At 58.8% G+C, this 20,082-nt stretch carries 19 protein-coding genes; 6 read left to right on the top strand and 13 right to left on the bottom strand.

All coding sequences use genetic code 11. The features are described 5' to 3' along the window. The first annotated feature begins 175 nt into the window (after positions 1 to 175). Positions 176 to 1,534, top strand: coding sequence for an LLM class flavin-dependent oxidoreductase (locus tag ACD590_RS32985; protein WP_047622191.1), 1,359 nt, complete (start codon positions 176 to 178; stop codon positions 1,532 to 1,534). Between the two features lies 1 nt (position 1,535). On the opposite strand, the gene ACD590_RS32980 is transcribed toward ACD590_RS32985, so the two are convergent. The 5 genes from ACD590_RS32980 to ACD590_RS32960 all read right to left on the bottom strand — a co-directional run bounded on the left by ACD590_RS32980 (position 1,536) and on the right by ACD590_RS32960 (position 6,410). After that, positions 1,536 to 2,189 (bottom strand): methionine ABC transporter permease, encoded by a 654-nt coding sequence (locus tag ACD590_RS32980; protein WP_032980232.1) that lies wholly within the window; start codon positions 2,187 to 2,189, stop codon positions 1,536 to 1,538. Then, positions 2,170 to 3,255: a methionine ABC transporter ATP-binding protein gene (locus ACD590_RS32975; RefSeq protein ID WP_026188819.1), complete on the bottom strand. Its 1,086-nt coding sequence runs from the start codon at positions 3,253 to 3,255 to the stop codon at positions 2,170 to 2,172. Before ACD590_RS32975 ends, ACD590_RS32980 begins: the two co-directional genes overlap by 20 nt. A gap of 89 nt (positions 3,256 to 3,344) precedes the next feature. Continuing rightward, entirely contained in the window at positions 3,345 to 4,184 is an 840-nt protein-coding gene (locus ACD590_RS32970) for a MetQ/NlpA family lipoprotein (protein ID WP_018247036.1), read from the bottom strand. A gap of 243 nt (positions 4,185 to 4,427) precedes the next feature. Beyond that, on the bottom strand, positions 4,428 to 4,988 hold the full coding sequence (gene msuE / locus ACD590_RS32965) for an FMN reductase (RefSeq protein ID WP_018247037.1): 561 nt from the start codon (positions 4,986 to 4,988) through the stop codon (positions 4,428 to 4,430). Positions 4,989 to 5,207: 219 nt separating this feature from the next. Continuing rightward, complete coding sequence (locus ACD590_RS32960; RefSeq protein WP_439004252.1) at positions 5,208 to 6,410, bottom strand: MFS transporter; 1,203 nt, start codon at positions 6,408 to 6,410, stop codon at positions 5,208 to 5,210. 355 nt (positions 6,411 to 6,765) lie between these two features. Here ACD590_RS32960 and ACD590_RS32955 point away from each other — a divergent pair, with 355 nt between their 5' ends. Together ACD590_RS32955 and ACD590_RS32950 are read left to right on the top strand one after the other, a co-directional pair. After that, complete coding sequence (locus tag ACD590_RS32955) at positions 6,766 to 7,224, top strand: helix-turn-helix domain-containing protein (protein WP_018247039.1); 459 nt, start codon at positions 6,766 to 6,768, stop codon at positions 7,222 to 7,224. Positions 7,225 to 7,251: 27 nt separating this feature from the next. Further along, positions 7,252 to 7,689 carry a hypothetical protein gene (locus ACD590_RS32950; RefSeq protein ID WP_018247040.1) on the top strand — a complete coding sequence of 146 codons (438 nt, stop codon included), beginning with the start codon at positions 7,252 to 7,254 and terminating at the stop codon, positions 7,687 to 7,689. An 855-nt stretch (positions 7,690 to 8,544) separates the two neighbouring features. Here ACD590_RS32950 and ACD590_RS32945 read toward each other — a convergent pair. Further along, entirely contained in the window at positions 8,545 to 8,691 is a 147-nt protein-coding gene (locus ACD590_RS32945; RefSeq protein WP_003552150.1) for a DUF1127 domain-containing protein, read from the bottom strand. 816 nt (positions 8,692 to 9,507) lie between these two features. Between ACD590_RS32945 and ACD590_RS32940 the strand changes: the two genes are divergently transcribed. Continuing rightward, positions 9,508 to 10,437 carry a TauD/TfdA dioxygenase family protein gene (locus ACD590_RS32940; RefSeq protein ID WP_018247042.1) on the top strand — a complete coding sequence of 310 codons (930 nt, stop codon included), beginning with the start codon at positions 9,508 to 9,510 and terminating at the stop codon, positions 10,435 to 10,437. Between the two features lie 201 nt (positions 10,438 to 10,638). Here ACD590_RS32940 and ACD590_RS32935 read toward each other — a convergent pair whose 3' ends face one another. Further along, the gene (locus ACD590_RS32935) at positions 10,639 to 12,015 is read right to left on the bottom strand and encodes an FAD/NAD(P)-binding protein (RefSeq protein ID WP_130654124.1); all 1,377 of its coding nucleotides are present in this window, start codon (positions 12,013 to 12,015) and stop codon (positions 10,639 to 10,641) included. Between the two features lie 372 nt (positions 12,016 to 12,387). On the opposite strand from ACD590_RS32935, the gene cysE reads away from it, so the two are divergent. Continuing rightward, complete coding sequence (gene cysE / locus ACD590_RS32930) at positions 12,388 to 13,236, top strand: serine O-acetyltransferase (RefSeq protein ID WP_439004398.1); 849 nt, start codon at positions 12,388 to 12,390, stop codon at positions 13,234 to 13,236. A 197-nt stretch (positions 13,237 to 13,433) separates the two neighbouring features. On the opposite strand, the gene ACD590_RS32925 is transcribed toward cysE, so the two are convergent. The 6 genes from ACD590_RS32925 to ACD590_RS32900 form a co-directional block, all read right to left on the bottom strand. Further along, a complete protein-coding gene (locus ACD590_RS32925) occupies positions 13,434 to 13,721 on the bottom strand; it encodes a MurR/RpiR family transcriptional regulator (RefSeq protein ID WP_130719502.1) in 288 nt (95 codons plus the stop codon). 126 nt (positions 13,722 to 13,847) lie between these two features. Continuing rightward, complete coding sequence (iolG, locus tag ACD590_RS32920) at positions 13,848 to 14,840, bottom strand: inositol 2-dehydrogenase (RefSeq protein ID WP_018247046.1); 993 nt, start codon at positions 14,838 to 14,840, stop codon at positions 13,848 to 13,850. A 31-nt stretch (positions 14,841 to 14,871) separates the two neighbouring features. Then, a complete protein-coding gene (locus tag ACD590_RS32915; RefSeq protein ID WP_439004251.1) occupies positions 14,872 to 15,675 on the bottom strand; it encodes a TIM barrel protein in 804 nt (267 codons plus the stop codon). A gap of 83 nt (positions 15,676 to 15,758) precedes the next feature. Continuing rightward, positions 15,759 to 16,553 (bottom strand): ATP-binding cassette domain-containing protein, encoded by a 795-nt coding sequence (locus ACD590_RS32910; RefSeq protein WP_018247048.1) that lies wholly within the window; start codon positions 16,551 to 16,553, stop codon positions 15,759 to 15,761. A 2-nt stretch (positions 16,554 to 16,555) separates the two neighbouring features. Continuing rightward, entirely contained in the window at positions 16,556 to 17,677 is a 1,122-nt protein-coding gene (locus tag ACD590_RS32905) for an ABC transporter permease (protein WP_018448921.1), read from the bottom strand. A gap of 124 nt (positions 17,678 to 17,801) precedes the next feature. After that, positions 17,802 to 18,749: a sugar ABC transporter substrate-binding protein gene (locus ACD590_RS32900; RefSeq protein WP_439004250.1), complete on the bottom strand. Its 948-nt coding sequence runs from the start codon at positions 18,747 to 18,749 to the stop codon at positions 17,802 to 17,804. 175 nt (positions 18,750 to 18,924) lie between these two features. On the opposite strand from ACD590_RS32900, the gene ACD590_RS32895 reads away from it, so the two are divergent. Continuing rightward, positions 18,925 to 19,920 carry a LacI family DNA-binding transcriptional regulator gene (locus ACD590_RS32895; RefSeq protein ID WP_130719528.1) on the top strand — a complete coding sequence of 332 codons (996 nt, stop codon included), beginning with the start codon at positions 18,925 to 18,927 and terminating at the stop codon, positions 19,918 to 19,920. Positions 19,921 to 20,082: the final 162 nt, after the last annotated feature.

The following is a 20,082-nucleotide window of genomic DNA, read 5'->3' as shown; positions in this document are numbered from 1 at the left end:
AGAGCCCGAACAGGATGATTTTAGGCCGAGCCGGCCTAAAATCTGAATCCTGTTCTACATTATATAGTTAGAGCATGATGTCGTCCGAAAACCGCTCACACTTTTCGGCATCATGCTCTTGGATAATTAATGCGGCAAATCCTTGATTTCTATTGCCGGCTTTGGAACCCGCCTCATGAAGACCATGCAGATCTATGCCTTCGACATGAACTGCGTCGGGCACATCAACCACGGCCTGTGGACGCATCCGCGCGACCGCTCAGCGCATTATACCGATCTCGACTACTGGACCGAGCTTGCCAAGACCGCCGAACGCGGCAAGCTGGACGGCATCTTCATGGCCGATATAGTCGGTGTCTATGACGTCTACAGGGGCAGTCCGTCGCCGGTGATCGAGACGGGCGCGCAGATCCCGGTCAATGATCCGCTGATCCCGATTTCGGCGATGGCTTATGTGACGAAACATCTGGGTTTCGGCGTCACCGTCAACACCACCTATGAGCCACCCTTCCTGCTGGCGCGGCGCATGTCGACGCTCGATCACCTGACCAAGGGACGGATTGGCTGGAACATCGTCACCGGCTATCTCGACAGTGCCGCCCGCAGCATGGGTTTCGACAAGCTGCCGGAACATGATGCGCGCTACGACGCCGCCGAAGAATATCTCGAGATCCTCTACAAGCTCTGGGAAGGGAGCTGGGACGACGATGCGGTACTGCGTGACAAGGCAGGAGGCATCTATGCCGATCCCTCCAAAGTGCGCACTGTTCGTCACGACGGCAAATATTACCGGATGGAAGGCATCCATCTTTCCGAGCCCTCGCCGCAGCGCACGCCCCTGCTCTTTCAGGCCGGCGCCTCGGCACGCGGGCGGGATTTCGCCGCGCGCCACGCCGAATGCGTCTTCATCGCGGGGCCCAATCCCAAGGCGGCCAGGTCGACCGTCGATGCGCTGCGGGCGAAGGCGGAGGAATTCGGCCGCGGCGCCGACGCATTGAAAATCCTGAGCCTGATCACTGTTGTCGTCGGGCGGACGGAGAAGGAAGCACGGGACAAGCTGGAGGGGTACCGCCGCCATGCGAGCGTCGAGGCCTCGCTTGCGCATTACTCCGCCTCCGTCGGTATCGACTTTTCGAAGTATGGATTGGACGACGTCATCGACCAGAGCTCGACCAACGCCAATCAATCCGCACTTGCGGCCATCACGAAACAGGCGGCGAAGCCGGTAACGTTGCGTGACATCATCGACCAGATGGTACTGGGCAGCCGGATGAAGCCGATGGTTGGCTCGCCGGAGCAGATCGCCGATCATCTGGCGACATGGATCGAAGAGGGTGGCATCGACGGCTTCAATCTGGCGCGGACAGTGGCGCCGGAAAGCCTGCGCGATTTCGTCGACCTGGTCGTCCCGGTGTTACAGGAGCGCGGCATCTTCAAGGCGGACTATGCTGCAGGACCCTTGCGGCAGAAGCTTTTCGGCGGCGGGAACGGCAGGTTGCCCGCCGCTCATCCCGCCGTCCAATTCCGGCGCTGATTTATCGGTGGTCCAGCCTGGCGACCAGCCGGTCGCCAAGCCACTGGATGCCGCAGACGAGCACGATGAGGACGGCCACCACCGCGATCATCACACTGGTTTCGAAACGCTGATAGCCATAGCGGATGGCGAGATCGCCAAGGCCGCCGGCGCCGATCGCGCCCGCCATGGCCGAGGCGCCGATCAGCGTCACCAGCGTGACGGTGAAACCGGCGACGATGCCAGGCAGCGCTTCGGGCACCAGCACCTCGCGGATGATTGTCCAGCGGTTGCCGCCCATGGCGCGCACGGCATCGATCAGCCCGCGGTCGACCTCGCGCAGGGACACTTCGGCGATGCGGGCGTAATAGGGCGTTGCGGCGATGGCGAGCGGCACGATGGCCGCCCAGGTGCCGAGCGCGGTGCCGACGATCAGCCGCGTCAGCGGAATCAGCGCCACCAGCAGGATGATGAAGGGCACCGAGCGGAAGCCGTTGATGACCCCGCCGAGCACGCGGTTGATCCAGAGGTTTTCGGCAATGCCGCCGCGCGCCGTCGCGACCAGAGCAAGGCCGAGCGGCAGGCCGGCGACGAGCGAAATCACTCCCGAGGCGACGGTCATCAGGATCGTCTCCCAAAGGGAGCGAATAAGCAGTTCAAGCATGATCGGTGTCATAACCAAGCACCTCCACCCGGGCGGACCGGGCCGTCAGGAATTGTTCGACCTTTCCGGCAAGCGCGGGGTCGCGCGCGGGAACGGCGATGAAGAACCGCGCCACCGGCTGGTTCTGGATGTGGTCGATGCCGCCATGGACGAGGCGGAAGGAATGCGGCAGCGCCGCCGAGAGTTCGGCAAACAGCGCGCCCTGCGCCTGCGGCCCGGCGAGATCGACGCTGAGGATCGCTTCGCTTCCCGCCGTCGCCGACAGCCGGCCGGCGATATGCTCAGGAAGCTGCGGCCGGATGCCGCCGAGCAGGCTCCCGGTGATATCAGCCTGCGGGTTGGCGAAGATCGACCAGACCTGTCCCTCCTCGACGATCCGCCCGGCATCGATGACCGCGACGCGATCGGCAATGCCGCGGACCACTTCCATCTCATGGGTGATCAGCAGAATGGTCAGCCCGAGCTTACGGTTGATGTCCTTGAGCAGCGCCAGGATCGACCGGGTCGTTTCCGGATCGAGCGCCGATGTCGCCTCGTCGGACAACAGCAGTGCCGGGCGTGCCGCGAGCGCCCGGGCGATGCCGACGCGTTGTTTCTGGCCACCGGACAGCGATGAGGGATAGGCCTTCGCCTTGTCGGCAAGACCGACGAGCTCGAGCAGCTCATGCGCCCGTTTCAGGCGCTCACTCTTTGCAAGACCCTCGATCTTCAGCGGCAGCGCGACGTTTTCCTCGACGGTCTTGGCGGAAAGCAGATTGAAATGCTGGAAGATCATGCCGATGCGGCGGCGCAGCGGCTGCAGCTCCTGTTCTGAAAGTCCGGTGATATCTCGGCCTTCGATGAGGATCTCGCCGCTATCGGCGCGCTCCAGGCCGTTCAAGCAGCGGATCAGCGTCGATTTACCGGCGCCGCTGCGGCCGATGATGCCGAGGATTTCGCCTCTCTTCACCGTCAGCGAAATGCCGTCGAGTGCTGCAGTGGTTCCGAACCGCCGCTTCACGTCGGTCAGCCTCACCACCTCTTCGGTCGCCGTTTGCGGCTCTGCCTCGATCGCCGTGGTGGAAACAAAGGAATTCATGTGTTTTTCCTTACAAATGCTGAAGGCGGCCCGGGCAAAGAACGCCCGGACCGCCTCTCGGCAGGCCTTAACCCCAGCCCTGCTCCGGATCAATAGGCGCTGAGACCCGTCCCCTTATAGACCTTGTCGAACTCGGCCTTGACGGTCTCGTTCTGATAAGAAGACACAAGCGTCTTGACCCAGTCGGCATCCTTGTTCTCGTCCTTGACGGCGATGAAGTTGCGGTATGGATTGTCGGCGATCGGCTCCTGGGCAATGCGTTCGGCCGGAGAAAGACCGCTTTTCAACGCCCAGTCGGTGTTGACGATACCGGCATCCAGATCGTCGATCGAGCGGCCGACGATGCCGGCGTCGAGTTCCTTGATCTCGATCTTCTTCGGATTGTCGGTGACGTCGGCGACGGTCGCAAGAATACCGGTGTCGTCCTTGAGCTTGATCAGGCCTTCGTTCTGGAGAACGCGCAGCGCACGGCCCTCGTTCGAGGGATCGTTCGGCACGCCGATGACGGCACCTTCCGGGATCTCGGCGACGGACTTGTACTTCTTGGTGTAAAGGCCGATTGGCCAGACCCCGGTATAACCGACGCGAACGATGTGATAACCGTGCTGCTTGATCTGGTTGTCGAGATAGGGCTGGTGCTGGAAGGCGTTGGCGTCGAGTTCGCCGCGTTCCAGCGCTTCATTCGGCTGCGTATAGTCGTTGAAGGTGATGGTCTCGATCTTGAGACCCTTCTTCGCCGCCTCGCTCGCGACCACGCGCCAGATGTCCTCCTCCTCGCCGGCCATGATGCCGACCTTGATCGACTTGTCCTCGGCAAAGGAAGGAGCGGGTGCTGCAAAGGCAAAGAGTGCGGCAGCGGAAACGGCCACGGCGGCAAGAGCCGCCCGGCGCGAAAGGTGGAAGCCGTGAAGATTTTTGTTCTTGATCATTTTATATCCCGTCTGACTGAATGAGGCCAACGCCCCGAGCAGGCCGATCATTGCAAATGCGCGTATCGGAGGCGAAGCACGAATGTCTGATGTGGAAGAAGGGCTGGAAAAACTCTTGCCCTGCCATTGCTATCGGCAGGATAAATTTCCATCAAATTTGTGGACTATGACGACTTGAAAAGGACAGTCTTAAAACGAAAACGGCGCCTCCATGGCGCCGTTTCAAGCCTATCCCGACATTCTTCATTCGGCAGCGATAAGCGCTTGATTCCGGCTGGGGAAGAAGGCCGTGAGCTCGCCGATGACCTCCCCGATCCGATTGGAAAGCGGGTCGGATGAGACACGGTAATTGGTGAAGTCACGGTCGGACGCGTAAACGGCGGTCGGCAGCGTGTGCGCCATGAAGAAACCGAAGAGCGGGCGAAGCTGGTGCTCGACCATCAGCGCGTGCCGGTCGCCGCCGCCGGTCGCGGTGATGATGATCGGCTTGGCGCGCAGCTCATGCGGGTCGATCAAGTCGATCAGATGCTTGAAGAGGCCGGGATAGCTGCCCTTGTAAGTTGGCGCTCCGATGACCAGCACGTCGGCATTGACGATGTCGTCGATGACTTCCTTGGCGCGACTGTCGAGATCGTCACGGCGCAGCGCCTGGCCAAGCGAAGGGCCGACATCGGTCAGGTCGTAGATGGTGTTGTCGAAGCCGTATTTCTCGGCGGCGAGACCAGCAATGTTTTCAACAAGCGCAAAGGTCTTCGAGGGGCGGTTGAAACTACCCGCAAGGCCGACCAGTTTGGGAGCAGACATGCCATTTCCTTCCAATATCGTGCCGAAACCGACGTCATTATTGGACGAATATTATCTATAAAAATAGTGGATTAAAGGAATGGTGATCCCTCTTCCCCATATGAGGAGAAAAATACGTTCGGGCCTGTGGGCGATGGCGACGTGCGAAACTGCATGATGCATCGAACCGGAGTGTCGGTGACATTCCGGCTCGATCGATTGTCCGTAAGCGGTATCGCCTCAGACTGGTTTCCGCTTGGGAATACGCGGCAGGAAGACTGTCAGGAGACCGAGCAGCGGCAGGTAGGAGCAGATGCGGTAGACGAAATCGATGCCGTGGGTATCGGCGAAATCGCCGAGCAGCGCAGCACCAAGCCCCCCTGCCCCAAATGCGAAGCCGAAGAAGACGCCGGCAATCAGCCCGACGCGCCCGGGCACCAGTTCCTGTGCGAAGACGACGATGGCCGAGAAGGCCGAAGCGAAGATCAGGCCGATGACGATGCTGAGCACGCCTGTCCAGAAGAGGTTTGCATAGGGAAGCAAGAGTGCGAAAGGAATGACACCAAGGATCGAGAACCAGATGACGAAACGTGCGCCGAAGCGATCGCCGATCGGCCCGCCGAGGAACGTGCCGACGGCGACCGAGCCAAGGAAGAGGAAGAGCATCAGCTGTGCCTGCTGCACGCTGAGCGCGAACTTTTCGATGACATAGAAGGTGAAGTAGCTCGACACGCTGGCCATGTAGACATTCTTCGTTGCCGTCAGCAGCACGAGAATCAGCAGCGCCCAGATGACCCGGTTCTGCGGCAGCGGCAGGGTCCGGCTTATTGCTGGCTTGCTGGCATTCTGGCGCCTGTGGCTCATGTACCAGTTGCCGACCCAGCTCAGCACGACCATGCCGACCATAGCGATGGCGGCGAACCAGGAGACGCTGTGCTGGCCGAGCGGCAGCACGATGAAGGCGGCAAGCAGCGGACCGATCGCCTGGCCGGCATTGCCACCGACCTGGAAGAAGGATTGCGCGAAACCGTGGCGACCGCCGGAGGCAAGACGGGCCACGCGCGAAGATTCCGGGTGGAAGACTGCCGAGCCGAAGCCGATCAGGCTTGCGGCAACCAGCAGCAGTTCGAAACTGCCGGCATTGCCGAGCAGGATGAGGCCGCAAAAGGTACTCGCCATACCGACCGGCAGCGAATAGGGCATCGGCCAGCGGTCGGTGACGATACCGACCAGCGGCTGCAGCAGCGAAGCCGTGACCTGGAAAGTCATGGTGAGGAGGCCGATCTGCACAAAATCGAGATCGTAGTTCGCCTTGAACAGCGGATAGAGCGAGGCGAGCAGTGACTGCATGATGTCATTCAGCATGTGGCAGAAGCTGACCGCCATGAGGATGGACATCGTTGTTTTTTCGAAACGGGGCGCGCTCTCGGCAACGGTTGCCATCAATGCTTCTCCTGCACAGGCCCGGCCGGTGCCGTGCCACGTCGCTTTGTTCGATGGATTTTCGGGCGATCGGGGCTGGGAAGACTCTCGGGCGACGGTCGCTGAAGTGGATTTAGCGTAAGCCGGGACGCAATTACAGCCCAGTTCTATCCGTATTGGTACGGATTTTGTTCGATTTTCTCTCCGGACAAGTGATTTCTGCCTAACTTAACGTCTTTCCAGGCGGGCTTTCATATCACAGTCGGTCGCGATCATCACATATCCAGTATGCTATGTGAAAACAACCATGGAAAAGCCATGCAGGGGATACTACAGCTTCCCCGATTGAAAAAGCGATCGAGGCTGAAAACACACGATGAATGTCAAGACAGCGAATGCGATAGACAGCTATGTCGGAGCGCGCATAAGAATGCGTCGGCAGTTGCTCGGGATGAGCCAGGAACGGCTTGCCGAGCAGATCGGCGTGACCTTTCAGCAGGTTCAGAAATACGAGAAGGGCATCAACCGCATCGGCGCGAGCCGTCTGCAGCGGATCGCCGATGTGCTTCACACGTCGGTGAGTTTCTTCTTCGAACAGGAGAACTCCGAGCCGTTGACGCTGCAAGGGCTGGATCTGTCGGCGAATACTGATCCAGTTGCCGAATTCCTGCGAACGAAAGAGGGATTGGCGCTCAATCGCGCCTTTCTGAAGATTGCCGACCGAAATATCCGCGAAACGGTCATCGCGCTGGTGAAGGCGATGGCGCAGGCGGAAAGTCGCGGCGTAACATTGGGAGCCTCCGTAGCGGATATCACTCTTCCGCTCGGAGAATAGCCAGGGATATCGGCAGGCAGTATCCGCATGAAGCTCAGGCTCGAGTCATTTGGTGAGTTGCGGCTGATCGATCTGGCCGGGCAACCTGTGGCGTTCCCCGAAAAGGGTCTGCTTACGATTTGCTATTTGTTGGATCGTTATCTGCAGGAAAGAGCCGGGAGCGAATATCCGCGCTCGGCGTTGGCTCGGTTTCTGTGGGACAGCCATGACAATCCCGACATCATGGCCAACCTGCGCAAGAGCATCTCACGCATTCAGGCGCGCCAGATCGAGCTCGGCACCGAACTTCTGGTCTTCACGGCGACCGGCGTACGGATCAAGCCGGATGCATTTGTTTGCGATCTTTCCGAGCTCGCCAACGCCGATATCGGAGGCTTTCTTGAAAAGCTGCGGCGGCTGGTTGGCGTCCTGCGCCAGGACTTCCTGGCTGTGCTCGCCGACCAAAGCGTCGGCGGACGGTTATGAACTCTTCGAATTTCAGACTGGCCCGTTCCTGATTGGTTCGAATGGGGGCCCGACCGCTTATGGATTAATCGGCGAAAATTTTATTTCGATTCCGTTTGTCTTTGCCGGCGCATGGTCAGATGAGGTCCGCGTGCTTGGAAAAACATTCGACGAGTTCATTGAAGCCATTGAGGCGGGCGAAGGTTCATAGCGATCCGCATTGCCTGCCGGCACCTCCTTCATGGATGATGTCATAGCCGACAGCCACTTCACCAACGCCGTTTCTGGGACGCCGGATTACTCGCGAAACCGAGACATTCGGTGGGTCAGCTGTTGGGCGGATATCGCGCCAAAGCGGGACCCGGCCCCCGGCAAACAGACCTCCTTTTAGGACGACAGAGTCCGAGGGTCTGCGACAGGCGCCTCCAGGGAACCCCAGCCGGTCCCAAGGAAGACGCCTACGATTGAGTGGGTGACGCGACGTGGGAACAGGCGCACTCAATCGATCTGCAGCAGGGAAGGTTCGGGATACGAAAAAGCCTGCCGCGGGAGGAGGTGCGGCAGGCTTTCTGAAAACCGAACAGCGACTAGGAGGAGGAGTGCCGCTGTTCCGACAGACGTCCCTTGGGAGGAGGATTGGGCCATCTGAAAGTCGAAGCTTTGCGGGAGGAGGTGCATTGCTTCGATGGGTCTCATCATACACCGACCATGGATAGTGCCAATGCCTTATGCTGCACTGCAGCTATGCAAGAAATACAAGTCGGATATCTTGCAATACGAACGAGGATTAAACCGACCTAAGCCATGGCATTCGACGCAAAAACGCCCGCGTCAGGAGCGGGCGTCAAGCAGTATTAAATACCAAGTGGTGTGCGATTAGCGCGCGATCGATGCGCGGGCAACGCTGCGGATGTCGGCGCGGTCGATACCGAGGTCCTGCAGCTCACGGCTGGACATGCGGCCGAGTTCGGTGACGGTCTGACGGAACTTGCGCCAGTTGTTGAAAGAGCGTGCTACGTTCATGATAATCCCCTTTCCTGAGGGCTGTATGACGTCAGCAACCTTGCTTGGCTCCGGCGTCGTTTCGATGGTTGGAATATAGGCGGTTCAATCGGTTTAAAACAGCGACAATCTCTCACTTCAGCTATGCGACAAACGCATAGGATGTTTCTTTTTTGCGCGAAATAGTCTCTTTTTAAGCCGCGAGGTGAAAGCCGTCGGACCGGCGGGGTTCGTGTCTCGCATCATAGAAGCGAAGCCGATGCTGGGAACAGTTCTTGATGACAGGTGTTGAGTTCCGAGCGCCCGAAGTATCCGACATATCCGGACGGAAGCGCTCAGCGGCATATCCCAGCGCCACGGCGTGACGATATCGGGGCCCAAATTCTCCGAAGTGACAAGCAGGATCCCCGCCACGCTGAGCGTCTTGCTGAACAAATCGGTGGCCAAGGCGCTGCTGGTCTGCGGACCCTGATTTGTGGGAGCGACGTTTTAGTTCAAGTCGCGAATCTGCGAGCTTTTTGATGGGTGATTGCCTTGCCTGCGTGTCATTCAGGGGTCACGAAAGTTGGGAGCTCCCAACTTCTGGCACGAGCGCCTTCGGTGAAACGATGCATCGCTGAAGGCCCCAAGTGAGGAATTCATCGGCGAGAAGGAACTATCGAAGGTGGCTGTTTCGGGCAAACGGACAAAATTAGAATATTTTGTCTATTGATTTTATAGATTATAGCGTTCCATAGCCCTGTAGATTTTAACAATGAGATTTTCGAACGCCCGGCGGATGCTTCGTTGGGCGCATGTGACTTGCCGTCTTCTTCCAAGATCAGCCAGGAGGTTTCCATGAGCAATCCAGTTCTCGTCAATCAGATCATCCGCGCGTCCGATGTCGTGCCGCTGACCGGCCGCGTCGGAGCCGAAATCAGAGGTATTCGCCTCGGCGGAGACCTTTCGGACGCAACGGTGGCGGCCATCAACCAGCTTCTCCTGAAACACAAGGTCATCTTCTTCCGCGACCAGGAACATCTTGACGATGCCCAACAGGAATCATTCGCACGCCGCCTGGGCGACCTTGTGCCTCATCCAACCCAGGGTCCGGTGACCGGCACGGCCTCCATCCTCAATCTCGATTCCAGCCGCGGCGGCGGCAGGGCGGACCAGTGGCACACTGATGTCACCTTCGTGGATGCCTATCCTAAATTCTCGGTCCTTCGCGGCGTCGTCATTCCGGCGGCTGGAGGTGATACGATCTGGTCCAACACCCATGCCGCATACGAAAGTCTGCCGGCATCGCTCAAATTGCTAGCGGACAATTTATGGGCCATTCACAGCAATGCCTATGACTACGCAGCCGTGCGTCCTCGTGCTACCGCTGAAGAGAAGAAGCATTTCGAGGAAGTTTTCACCTCGACCATCTACGAGACCGAGCATCCAGTCGTGCGTGTCCACCCCGAAACCGGCGAAAGATCGCTGCTGCTCGGCAATTTCGTTCAGCGCCTGATCGGCGTGTCGAAGAGCGACTCCGCGAAACTCTACGAGGTGTTCCAGTCCTACGTTACCGCCCCGGAAAATACCGTGCGCTGGCGCTGGAGAGCTGGAGATGTGGCGATCTGGGATAATCGCGCGACCCAGCACTATGCCGTCAACGACTACGGCGACCAGCACCGGGTCGTGCGCCGCGCCACCGTTGACGGCGACGTCCCCGTCAGCGTCGACGGCCGCCGCAGCATAACCCACGTCAAGGCCGCCAAGCCGAAAGCAAAGGCCGCGTGAGCGCGGCCGGACAGGCGACGACCATGCAGCTTCATATCGCGCGGTGCTTGCCGCCGCTTGCGCCACCGACAGTCATCCAGGCATCGCGAACAGCCTGACGGCACCCCATTCCCGACGCGCTGCATCGCCCGGCGCGGCGATGCAGCTTTGGTCGGCTGTTGCCATCCATTCACAGGTTGGGACAATAACTCTCACACGTCGTCACAGGCTTTGACGACGTCTTGCGCTTTTAGCCACTTCACCAATCCAGCTGTTGAGCAACGACGCAGCCGCATGGCTTTGCTGGACGATCTGAGGCACCAGATCGATATCCGGAAGGCTGCCCAGGCCAAGCGGTCCCATCGCGAACAGCCCATGCAAGGCGCTCGCCTTGGTCCGCCCGCATTCGTCTACGACGATACCGATCTCGAGTTCGTCCCGCGTTGCAAGACCCGCAATGATGATCGAGCGGACAAGCGGGCTATCGGTTCCGGACGGCCGGAAACGGCAGTCTATCGTCAGTTCCGCGGGAAGGACCTCAAGCCCGGTCGGGGCCGAAAACAGCACGCCGTTTGTAGCGATACAATTCACTTTTCCCTTCCTCACGGTGATCGCGCCGCTGGCGATCGCATGATGCAGGCGCTGATAGTGCTCAGGCGGCAAGCGGTTGCGATGACTGTCGTAAATGGCCTTCACGTGGCGTTTGAACCGTGCACGCTCTTCTGGCGTCAGTCCCGCCCAGAGGTCGCGCGCGCGTGAACGAAAGCCGTTCATGATGCCTTGCCAACCCGAACCTTCCAGATCAGCCCTGTTGGCGGCTTCGCGCAGAAAACGGAACGCGCCGCGGAGCGTTCCCGGCATGGGTTGGTCCGTGACAATAGCTCCGACGGCGGCTGGAGTATGTGACTGAGGCAGGAAGCCCGATTCCGAGATCAATGTGACATGGGAAATCTTCGAGTCCGCCAGCAATCCAAGCGCCCTGTCGACCGCGTGGATGCCGCCGCCGATCACGACGGCGCTTTGCGTTTCACCGGCAGGCGCCGCGTCAGAATTTTCCCGCATCCCGTAACCCGTCGCGAGAAACACCGCGTCAAAGCGGGTTCGCTGCTCCGCTCCAAGGAAAACGGAATATCCTCCGTCCAGATGCCTATCGATCGCCGTTACGGTATCCGAGCCAAATTGCACGATGACATCAGGCCGATCGGACAGGGCCTCGGCGAAGCGTTTGTACACATAGGTGCTGAAGATTTCTCCGGGCACAAAGGCGTGTTCGAGACCGGCAGGATCCGAGATCAGGCGATCGCGCCATGTGTCATCCGTTTCCAGCCACCGGCGAAAATCGCCCGGCAGTCCGGGATCAACGGAAAGGTCGCGAACGCGGCTGGTCAGCACCGTCGACGCGGGCTGACTTATGCCCTCGCCGATATCTATCTTTGCTCGCGGATCGAACATCACCAGATGGAAAGGCCGATCAACTCTTTTGAAAAGAGCGATTGCGGTCATGATCCCCGTGAAGCCTCGGCCGACAATCGCAATCCTTGCGAGATGGTCCGCATTCTGGCTCTCCGAATTCGAAGAACGTGACGAGAGAAGAGTCATTCATCGGCTCCTTCTGCGTTGGACCGGTCCGCCTACATCCGCCCGATCCGCCCAGTCGCATAATTCTCTACCAAAATAATAGAAAATGATATCCGGAACGCAAGCACTATTCGACTTGGAACGATGACTGCGTGGTTTTGGCGTCTGGCGGGCCTTGGCCTCCCTTCTGGCTGCCGGCTTTGTGCATTCCGGAGCACGGCTGACGGGCGATGCAGTGACTTGGAAATAATTTCCCGGTTCTTGCGAAAAAAGAGAGGAATTTTAGAGTGGCTGCAAAGATCCACGTAATTTTAGACCATCTATCGCGGGCGAGATTAACCTAACGTCTCCATGCCGGATGTCGCGTCATCCCGCATGCAGAAGGAAGCTAGCATGACGGTTCCACTGGTCAGCTTGAGCAATCTGTCGACGGAGCCATCCCCCTCGCCTCAGGTCGCCGCTATCTGGGAGGCTCTTTGCGCGGAGGCCGTCAATGCTTCGGCCAAGGATGCAGCACTCACGCGCGCCATGAATTCCGCAGTGCTTTATCATGCGAGTTTCGCCCAGGCGCTCGCTCAGCGGGTCGCAATCAAACTGGCCAATCACGACCTCGACCATGACGAGTTGCTGGGGGTGATTGCCCAGGCATTCGTCGGCAACCGCAATATTGTCGCCGATGCAGCCGCTGACCTGACCGCGATCAAGGAACGCGATCCATCGAACACGGAAATCCTGACGCCATTCCTGTATTTCAAAGGCTTTGTAGCTCTGCAGGGACAACGGGTCGCCCACTGGCTTTGGCATCATGACCGCCTCCATTTGGCGCGCCACATCCAGAGCCGAATTTCTGAAGTTTTCGGTGTGGACATTCACCCCGCCGCAAAGATGGGGAAGAGCATCATGCTCGATCACGGGAGCGGCCTGGTCATCGGCGAGACTGCGGTCGTCGAAGACGACGTCTCCATACTCCAGAATGTTACATTGGGAGGGACAGGCAAGGAAACCGGCGACCGGCACCCCAAGGTACGACGCGGCGCTCTTATCGGAGCGGGTGCCAAGATTCTCGGCAACATCGAAATTGGCGTTGGCGCCAAGGTGGGTGCAGGCAGCGTGGTCATAAATGCCGTTACAGCCTATACATCGGTCGCCGGCATTCCGGCGAGGCAGGTGGGCAAGCGCCACTTCAACCTCCCCGGAATCACGATGGACCAGACCTTGTCTGAACCGGAGTATACGATCTGAGGGCGAAGGGCGCAGTGCGTATCTCACTTGCTCCTGGGCGTCTCCATTTGCAACGCTGATGCTGCCCGATGGCAGTCAGCCATGCACTTGTCGCAATGTAATATAAATCCAGTGCTTATTTTTCGGCCATTATGGTCGACGCAGCCTTCTCGGGGCTCGGATCGAAACCCAGAGTGAATTCGACCACCTTCGCTCCTCTAGCGATGATTTGCGGAAATCTTGCGAAGATGATCTCTTATCATCGCGCGAAACTCGCCAAATGTTCGAAACCCGATGTGCTGTGCAAGTCGGTGAACCGTGGTTTGAGAAACCTTACAATTGCGCGCAATCGCAGCGGCACTTTCGAATGCAATCACTTCCGGCTGCGCTAAGATCTGTTTAGCGACTTGTTCCAGACGATCGGGGAAGACGATCTGGCGCTTGGCGATCTGGTACTTCAGTTCCTCCAATGTTGTTGGAGGACAATGAATCCTGTCCTGCATCATGGCACTTCACCTCGCAAAGCCGCCCTACGGCAATGTACTGGCGACCCGGAAGCCTATTAAAAGGAAGCGTCACCTCCGGTAGCGGTGCGGCAATGTGACGACATTTCCGCATCGCATCGAAGCTTGTTACTCGACCTCAACTGGCCTGCCCTTCTGCCAGCTGACGGTAGCGGCCTCCGCCAGTTTCTGAGCCTGGAGTCCATCAAGCCCACCGGGCTTCGGCGAGCGGTCGCCGCTGTCGATCGCGTCGATGAAGGCATTGATCTCGTTGGCATAGGCCTGGGCGTAGCGTTCAAGGAAGAAATATTGGACGGGATCGCCGCTTACGCCGTTCGCATTGGAAAGCTCGACGCTCGTTGCTTGAATATTCCTCGCCGCAAGCATGCCGGCGGACCCATGGACTTCGACGCGCTGGTCGTAGCCGTAAGTCGCCCGGCGTGAATTAGTGATAACGGCAATGCGCCCGGAAGCCGTCTGCATCTGCACGGCGGCAGTGTCCACATCGCCCTCGGCGCCGATCGCCTTGTCGACGAGCGACGATCCAAGTGCATTCACGACGACGAATTCCTCCCCGATGAGGAAGCGGGCCATGTCAAAGTCATGGATCATCATGTCGCGGAACAGACCGCCGGAGGATTTAACGTAATCCGCCGGCGGCGGCGTGGGATCTCGGCTAGTGATCGTCACAATCTCGATTTCGCCGACATCGCCCCGGCGCAGGCGCGCTTCCACGCTGGCGAAGTTCGGGTCAAACCGGCGATTGAAGCCGATCATCAAGGTCGACTTGTTCTTCTCGACGACGTCGAGGCAGGCATTGATGCGCTCGACCGACAGGGACACCGGCTTTTCGCAGAGGATTGCCTTACCGGCCCTCGCGGCCGCCTCGATGAGATCGGCGTGGCTGGGTGTCGGCGTCGCGATCAGGATCGCGTCGACGTTTGAGGACTTGATGACATCTTCCGCATCGGCAACTTCGGCGCCCGTCTGCGCGGCCAGCGCCTCAGCCGATGCTCTGAAGGCATCCGCCACGTAGACGAGCTTGGCCTTGGGGTTCGCCGCAATGGTCGCGGCGTGCACCTTGCCTATTCGGCCGGCACCAATCACTCCAAATCTGATCATTGATATTTCTCCGTTTTGACTATCGAAATCTTCAAACCGTGAAGGCGTCGCGGAAACGGGCAAGCGCCGTCTCATCATCGCCGGAGGCCCAGGCCTCCATGCCGATCGTGCCGCGATAACCCATATCCTTGAGCGCACGAGCAATTGCCTTGTAGTTGATCTCTCCGGTGCCCGGCTCCTTGCGGCCGGGAACATCCGCCACCTGTATTTCACCGATATAAGGTAGCGCGCGCCGGCAAAGCTCGATCAGGTTTCCTTCGCCGATCTGGGCGTGATAGAGGTCGAGATTGAGCTTCAACGCCGGTCGGTTTACCGACGAAACGAGCGCAAGCGTATCTTCAGCCTTGGCAAACGGTGTCTTGGGGTGATCGACTGCTTCATTGAGGTTTTCGAGCACGAAGGTGACGCCCTCTTTCTCGCCGAGATCGGCGATGCGGCTAAGCGTGTCGTGCGCCTTGAGCCACATGGCGCCCGTCACCTTCTCGGCCTTGACCACCGGCAGGCCCTGTCCGTCGAGACCGGTGCCGTGTAAGTTGAGGCGGGGGCAATTCAGCTCCCTGGCGATCGGGATCGATTGCTTCGCGGTTCGCAGCAATTCGTCCGCACCATCGTCATCCGCTAGCGTGCCGGTTACATAGCCCGTCATCGACGAGAAGACCGCTCCTGATCTTGCGAGGGCGGCGATGTCATGTTTCGTCCAATCCCAGATCTCGACGTGAAAGCCAAGTTCAGTGATACGCTTCAGCCTGTCGACGACAGGAAGCGACTTGAAGACCATCTCGGCGCAGACCGCGAGCGTGAAGGGGGATGAGGCATTCGACGAACCGTCGTTCATGACCGTATTCCATGATTAATGATTGAGTGAAAAGCGACGACGAGTTTGAAAACCAATCGAACGCCGCCTCGGAAGCAAGCCGGCTAGATCGTACCGCCGAGCTCTTCGGACAATTGCTGCAGCTCCTTGCCGCCGGCCATGAGGTTCTGCAGTGCATCCATCGCGATATCCGCCTTGGCATAGGTGCCAAGCGTCTGGCCCCGATTGAGGATGGTGAAGCGGTCCGCCACCGCATAGGCATGGCGGACATTATGGGTGATGAAAATGACGCCCAATCCGCTCTGTCGAACTTGGTGGATGTATTTCAGCACCATCGAGGTTTGCGCCACGCCGAGCGCCGAAGTCGGCTCATCGAGAATGAGGATCTTGGCGCCGAAGTAGACCGCACGCGCAATCGCAACGCATTGGCGTTCGCCGCCAGACAGAGTGCCCACTGCCTGATTGGGATCGCGGATATCGATGCCGATCTTACGCATCTCTTCCCGCGTTACATCGTTGCAATGCGTAAGGTCGAGGTGACGGAAAGGGAAGAAGCCCTTGCGAGGCTCCCGCCCCATGAAGAAATTACGGGTGATCGACATCAGCGGGATCATGGCAAGGTCCTGATACACGGTCGCAATCCCTGCATCGAGCGCATCGCGCGGACTGCGGAAATTGACCGGCTTTCCTTCGACCAGGAAGGCACCGCCACTTGGGCGGACGACACCGGACAGCGTCTTGATCAAGGTGGACTTGCCAGCGCCATTGTCTCCGAGCAGACAAAGCACCTCTCCGGCCGACACTTGCATTGAGACACCGTTGAGAGCGATCACGGAGCCGTAGTGCTTGACGATATCAGTTACTTCGATAATCGGCGTTCGACTATTGACATCAGACATGATCAGCGCTCCCCGGTAACCTTGCGGCGGATGAAATTGTTGAAGAGGACAGCCAGCAGCAGCATCGAGCCGAGGAAGACCTGAAACCAGTCCGAGTCGAACTTGGTATAGGTCAGGCCAATGGAAACCGAGCCGAAGATGATCGCGCCGAAGAAAGCGCCGATCGCCGAACCATAGCCGCCTGTCAGCAGGCATCCGCCAATGACGGCAGCGATAATCGCCTCGAACTCTTTCTGAAAGCCGCGTCGGGCGTCGGTCGAGCCAGCATCGAGCACGGTAATGATGGCGACCAGTGCGGCCGCGCATGCCGTCAAGGCGAACAGGCCGGTCTTCACCCTATGGACAGGGACGCCTGAGTTTCTCGCTGCATTCGGATCGCCACCGGCTGCGAAGATCCAGTTGCCCATGCGGGTCCGCAGGAGCACCCAGGTTGCAGCCAGGGCAAGTGCGACGAACCACAAGACCGACACGGGGATACCTGTGACCTTCGGCATGCCGTTCGGAAATTTGTCGATCAGATCGTGATCTGCGAGCCAGAGGAATACGCTCTTCAGCGCATCGCCGGAAAAGAGCCCGAGCAGCGGACTGTCCTTCACACGGTCGCCGATGCCGCGAAGCTGTGTCGAGCCGCCGGTCGCCCATTTCAGGCCGACGAGCGTAAGGCCACGGAGAATGAAGAGGAATGCCAGGGTCACGATGAAGGACGGAAGGCGCGTGTGAATGACGATCTGCCCATTGATCGCCCCCATGAACGCGGCGAAGAGCATCGTCATGACGATGGCAACCGAAAGCGGCTGGCCGAAATTCGTGAGGATGACGCCGAAGATCAATCCCGCAAAGGCCACCATCGAGCCGATCGAAAGATCGAACTCGCCGCCTATCATCAGAAGCGCTGCTGCAATGGCAAGGATTCCTAATTGCGACGCCGGCGCCATGATGGTCATCAGGCCGGAAAGCGAGAACATGGTACGGTCAGCGGTGAGAAAGAAAAAGACGATGACGAGAACAAGGCCCGCCACGGCACCAAGCTCAGGCCGCCGCATCATATGCGTCAGAACACTTACTTGTTTGACGCGCTCATCGGCCTTCGGCGCAGCCGCCGTTCTCTGCTCAAGCGAAGCCATAACTCCTCCCACGGATCATAATTTAGGGTAGCGTTGGCGCTGTTCGGCAGCGCGGTCAGTCAGCCAAACCTCCTCCCCCATCAAGGGGAGGAGATTCTGGGAGAATGCCTTTCGGCAATTCCAGTCAGCGAATGCCCTGGGCGGAAAGGTCCACGACTTGGGCGGCCTTTTCCTTGGTGATAAGGTTCGGGCCGGATGGAACATTACCCCCGGGGATAAGCCCGTATTTGGCATAGTTGGCCAAGAATACGACCGGCAGATAGCCCTGCAGGAACTGCTGCTGATCGATCGCGAAGGCTGCCTTACCGTCGGCCACGGCCTTCAGGAAATCAGCTGAAAGGTCGAATGTCGCCACCTTGATCTTGCCGGTCATTCCGACATCCTCGACGGCCGCGAGCGAAGGCTCGCCGGCCGTGCCGGCACCAAGCGCCATGACAGTATCGACACCCGTATTGGAACTCAGCGCCGCCTTGACCTTCGCACGGACATCAGCCGGATCGTTGCTGACCGGTAGAACCGTGACCTTGCCGCCGAAGCCGTCGGCAAAGCCCTTGCAGCGCAGATCGAGCGAAACATTGCCGACCTCCTGGTTCACGCACAGGCCTTCCTTGCCGCCCAGCTCATGCAGTTTCCCACCGGCGGCTTTGCCGGCGGTATATTCGTCCTGGCCGACATGCAGCAGCGCTCCCAGCTCCTTTGAAACGTCGGAACCGGAATTGATGGAAATAACCGGGATACCGGCGGCGACGGCCTTCTTGATGGATGGACCGAGTGCCGAGGCGTCTGGAATGGAGACGATGAGCCCGTCGGGCTTCTGATTGACGGCAGCATCGATGAGCTGCCCCATCGACACCATGTCGAAAGTTTCCGGAGCGCGATAATCGACGCTAATACCCATGTCCTTCGCCGCTGCGTTGACCCCGTTCTTGACGACGGACCAGAAAGGATCATTGGCCTGGCCGTGGGTGACGGCGACGATGCGAATGTCAGCGGCATTGGCGATTGCCGAAGAGCACATGAGCGAACCAGCAACGGCCGCGCTCGCGAGAAGCGATTTCAAACCGAATTTCATTTTACCCTCCCAAAAACAGTCCGCAATACGCGAACTCTCCCAATGCTACCGGTTGCAACTCCACTTGCACCCGGTAGCAAGCTCGATAAAACTACTTTATTGTCGACAAAAATCAAGCATCCATTCCATTTTTATTTTTTTGTGGAATATTCATTCCAATCAGGAGGAGACGGCCATGCGCAAACGGGCGACGGCGAAAGAGGTGGCGGAAGCCGCCGGCGTGTCGAAATGGACCGTCATTCGTGCGTTCACGCCCGGTGCGTCGATTACGGACGCAAGCAGACAAAAAGTGCTTCAGGCGGCCGAGGTTCTGAACTATTCGCCTAACCTGCTTGCCCGCAGTCTTGCGACGAACACCACCCACCAGGTGGCCGTCTTCGTCGACGACTTCGCCAATCCGCACAAGCTTCCGGTTCTGGAGATGTTGACCGAGCGCCTGCAGGCGGAGGGTCTGTTGACCGTATTGATCAACATCAACCGCCATTTCGATCACGTTCACGCGTTGATCAACGCCGACCAACGACAATTCGATGCCGTTATCCTATTCGGGACCGCTTTTCGCGAGGAAACACTGGGTGATCGACGGCTCGGCCCAGGTTTCCCGCCGATGTTCGTTCTTGCGAGAGACAGCCAAATCCCCGGCGTTCCCGCGATTGCCTGCGATGCAGAACTCGCTCTCAGCGAGATCGTCGATTACCTCTTCGACAAGGGCTATCGCCGTCCCGGCTTTATGACGGGGGCGAGAACCCTGTCGACGGCGCTGGGCAGGCGCCATCACTATGCAAATTTCTGGCGACGGAAAGGTGTCGAAGGCGTCACAGAATTGGCCGCGGAAAGATACAGCGCTCAGGCCGGTGCCGAAGCGGCACGTAGTTATTTGAGTGCAACTTCGCCCGCGTCGCGCATCGATGTATTGATGTGTGAAAATGACATATTGGCGCTGGGAGCGATGGATGTCGCCCGGAGCGAATTCGGTCTTAAAGTTCCGCAAGACTTGGCAGTCGTCGGCTTCGACAACATCGAACTCGGCGGGGCTCCGGCCTACGAACTGACCAGCTACGAACAGCCCACCGACGAGATGATCAACGCCATGGTCGCAATGATAACGGGCAAGCGCGATGCCGAACTGGTTGTCATGCGGGGGCGGCTTGTGGCGAGGTCATCGGCATGAATGTCCCAAGGATCGTCCAATGAGCACTCGCGCTTCTGACCATCATCGAATGGCGTTCTAGATGATCGCCTTGATGATATTCGAACCATCGACCCCGTTCTTGAAAATTCAAGGGCTGGCCAAGGTGCCAAGGCTGCGATCTTGCCCCTCCCCCACGGTGAA

Origin of the sequence: Rhizobium sp. 862_C5_N1_2 (genome assembly GCF_051811205.1) — a bacterium.
Classification (GTDB): domain Bacteria; phylum Pseudomonadota; class Alphaproteobacteria; order Rhizobiales; family Rhizobiaceae; genus Rhizobium; species Rhizobium leguminosarum.
The sequence above is the reverse complement of the archived record's forward strand: the minus strand, read 5'-3'. Positions and strand labels throughout refer to the sequence as shown.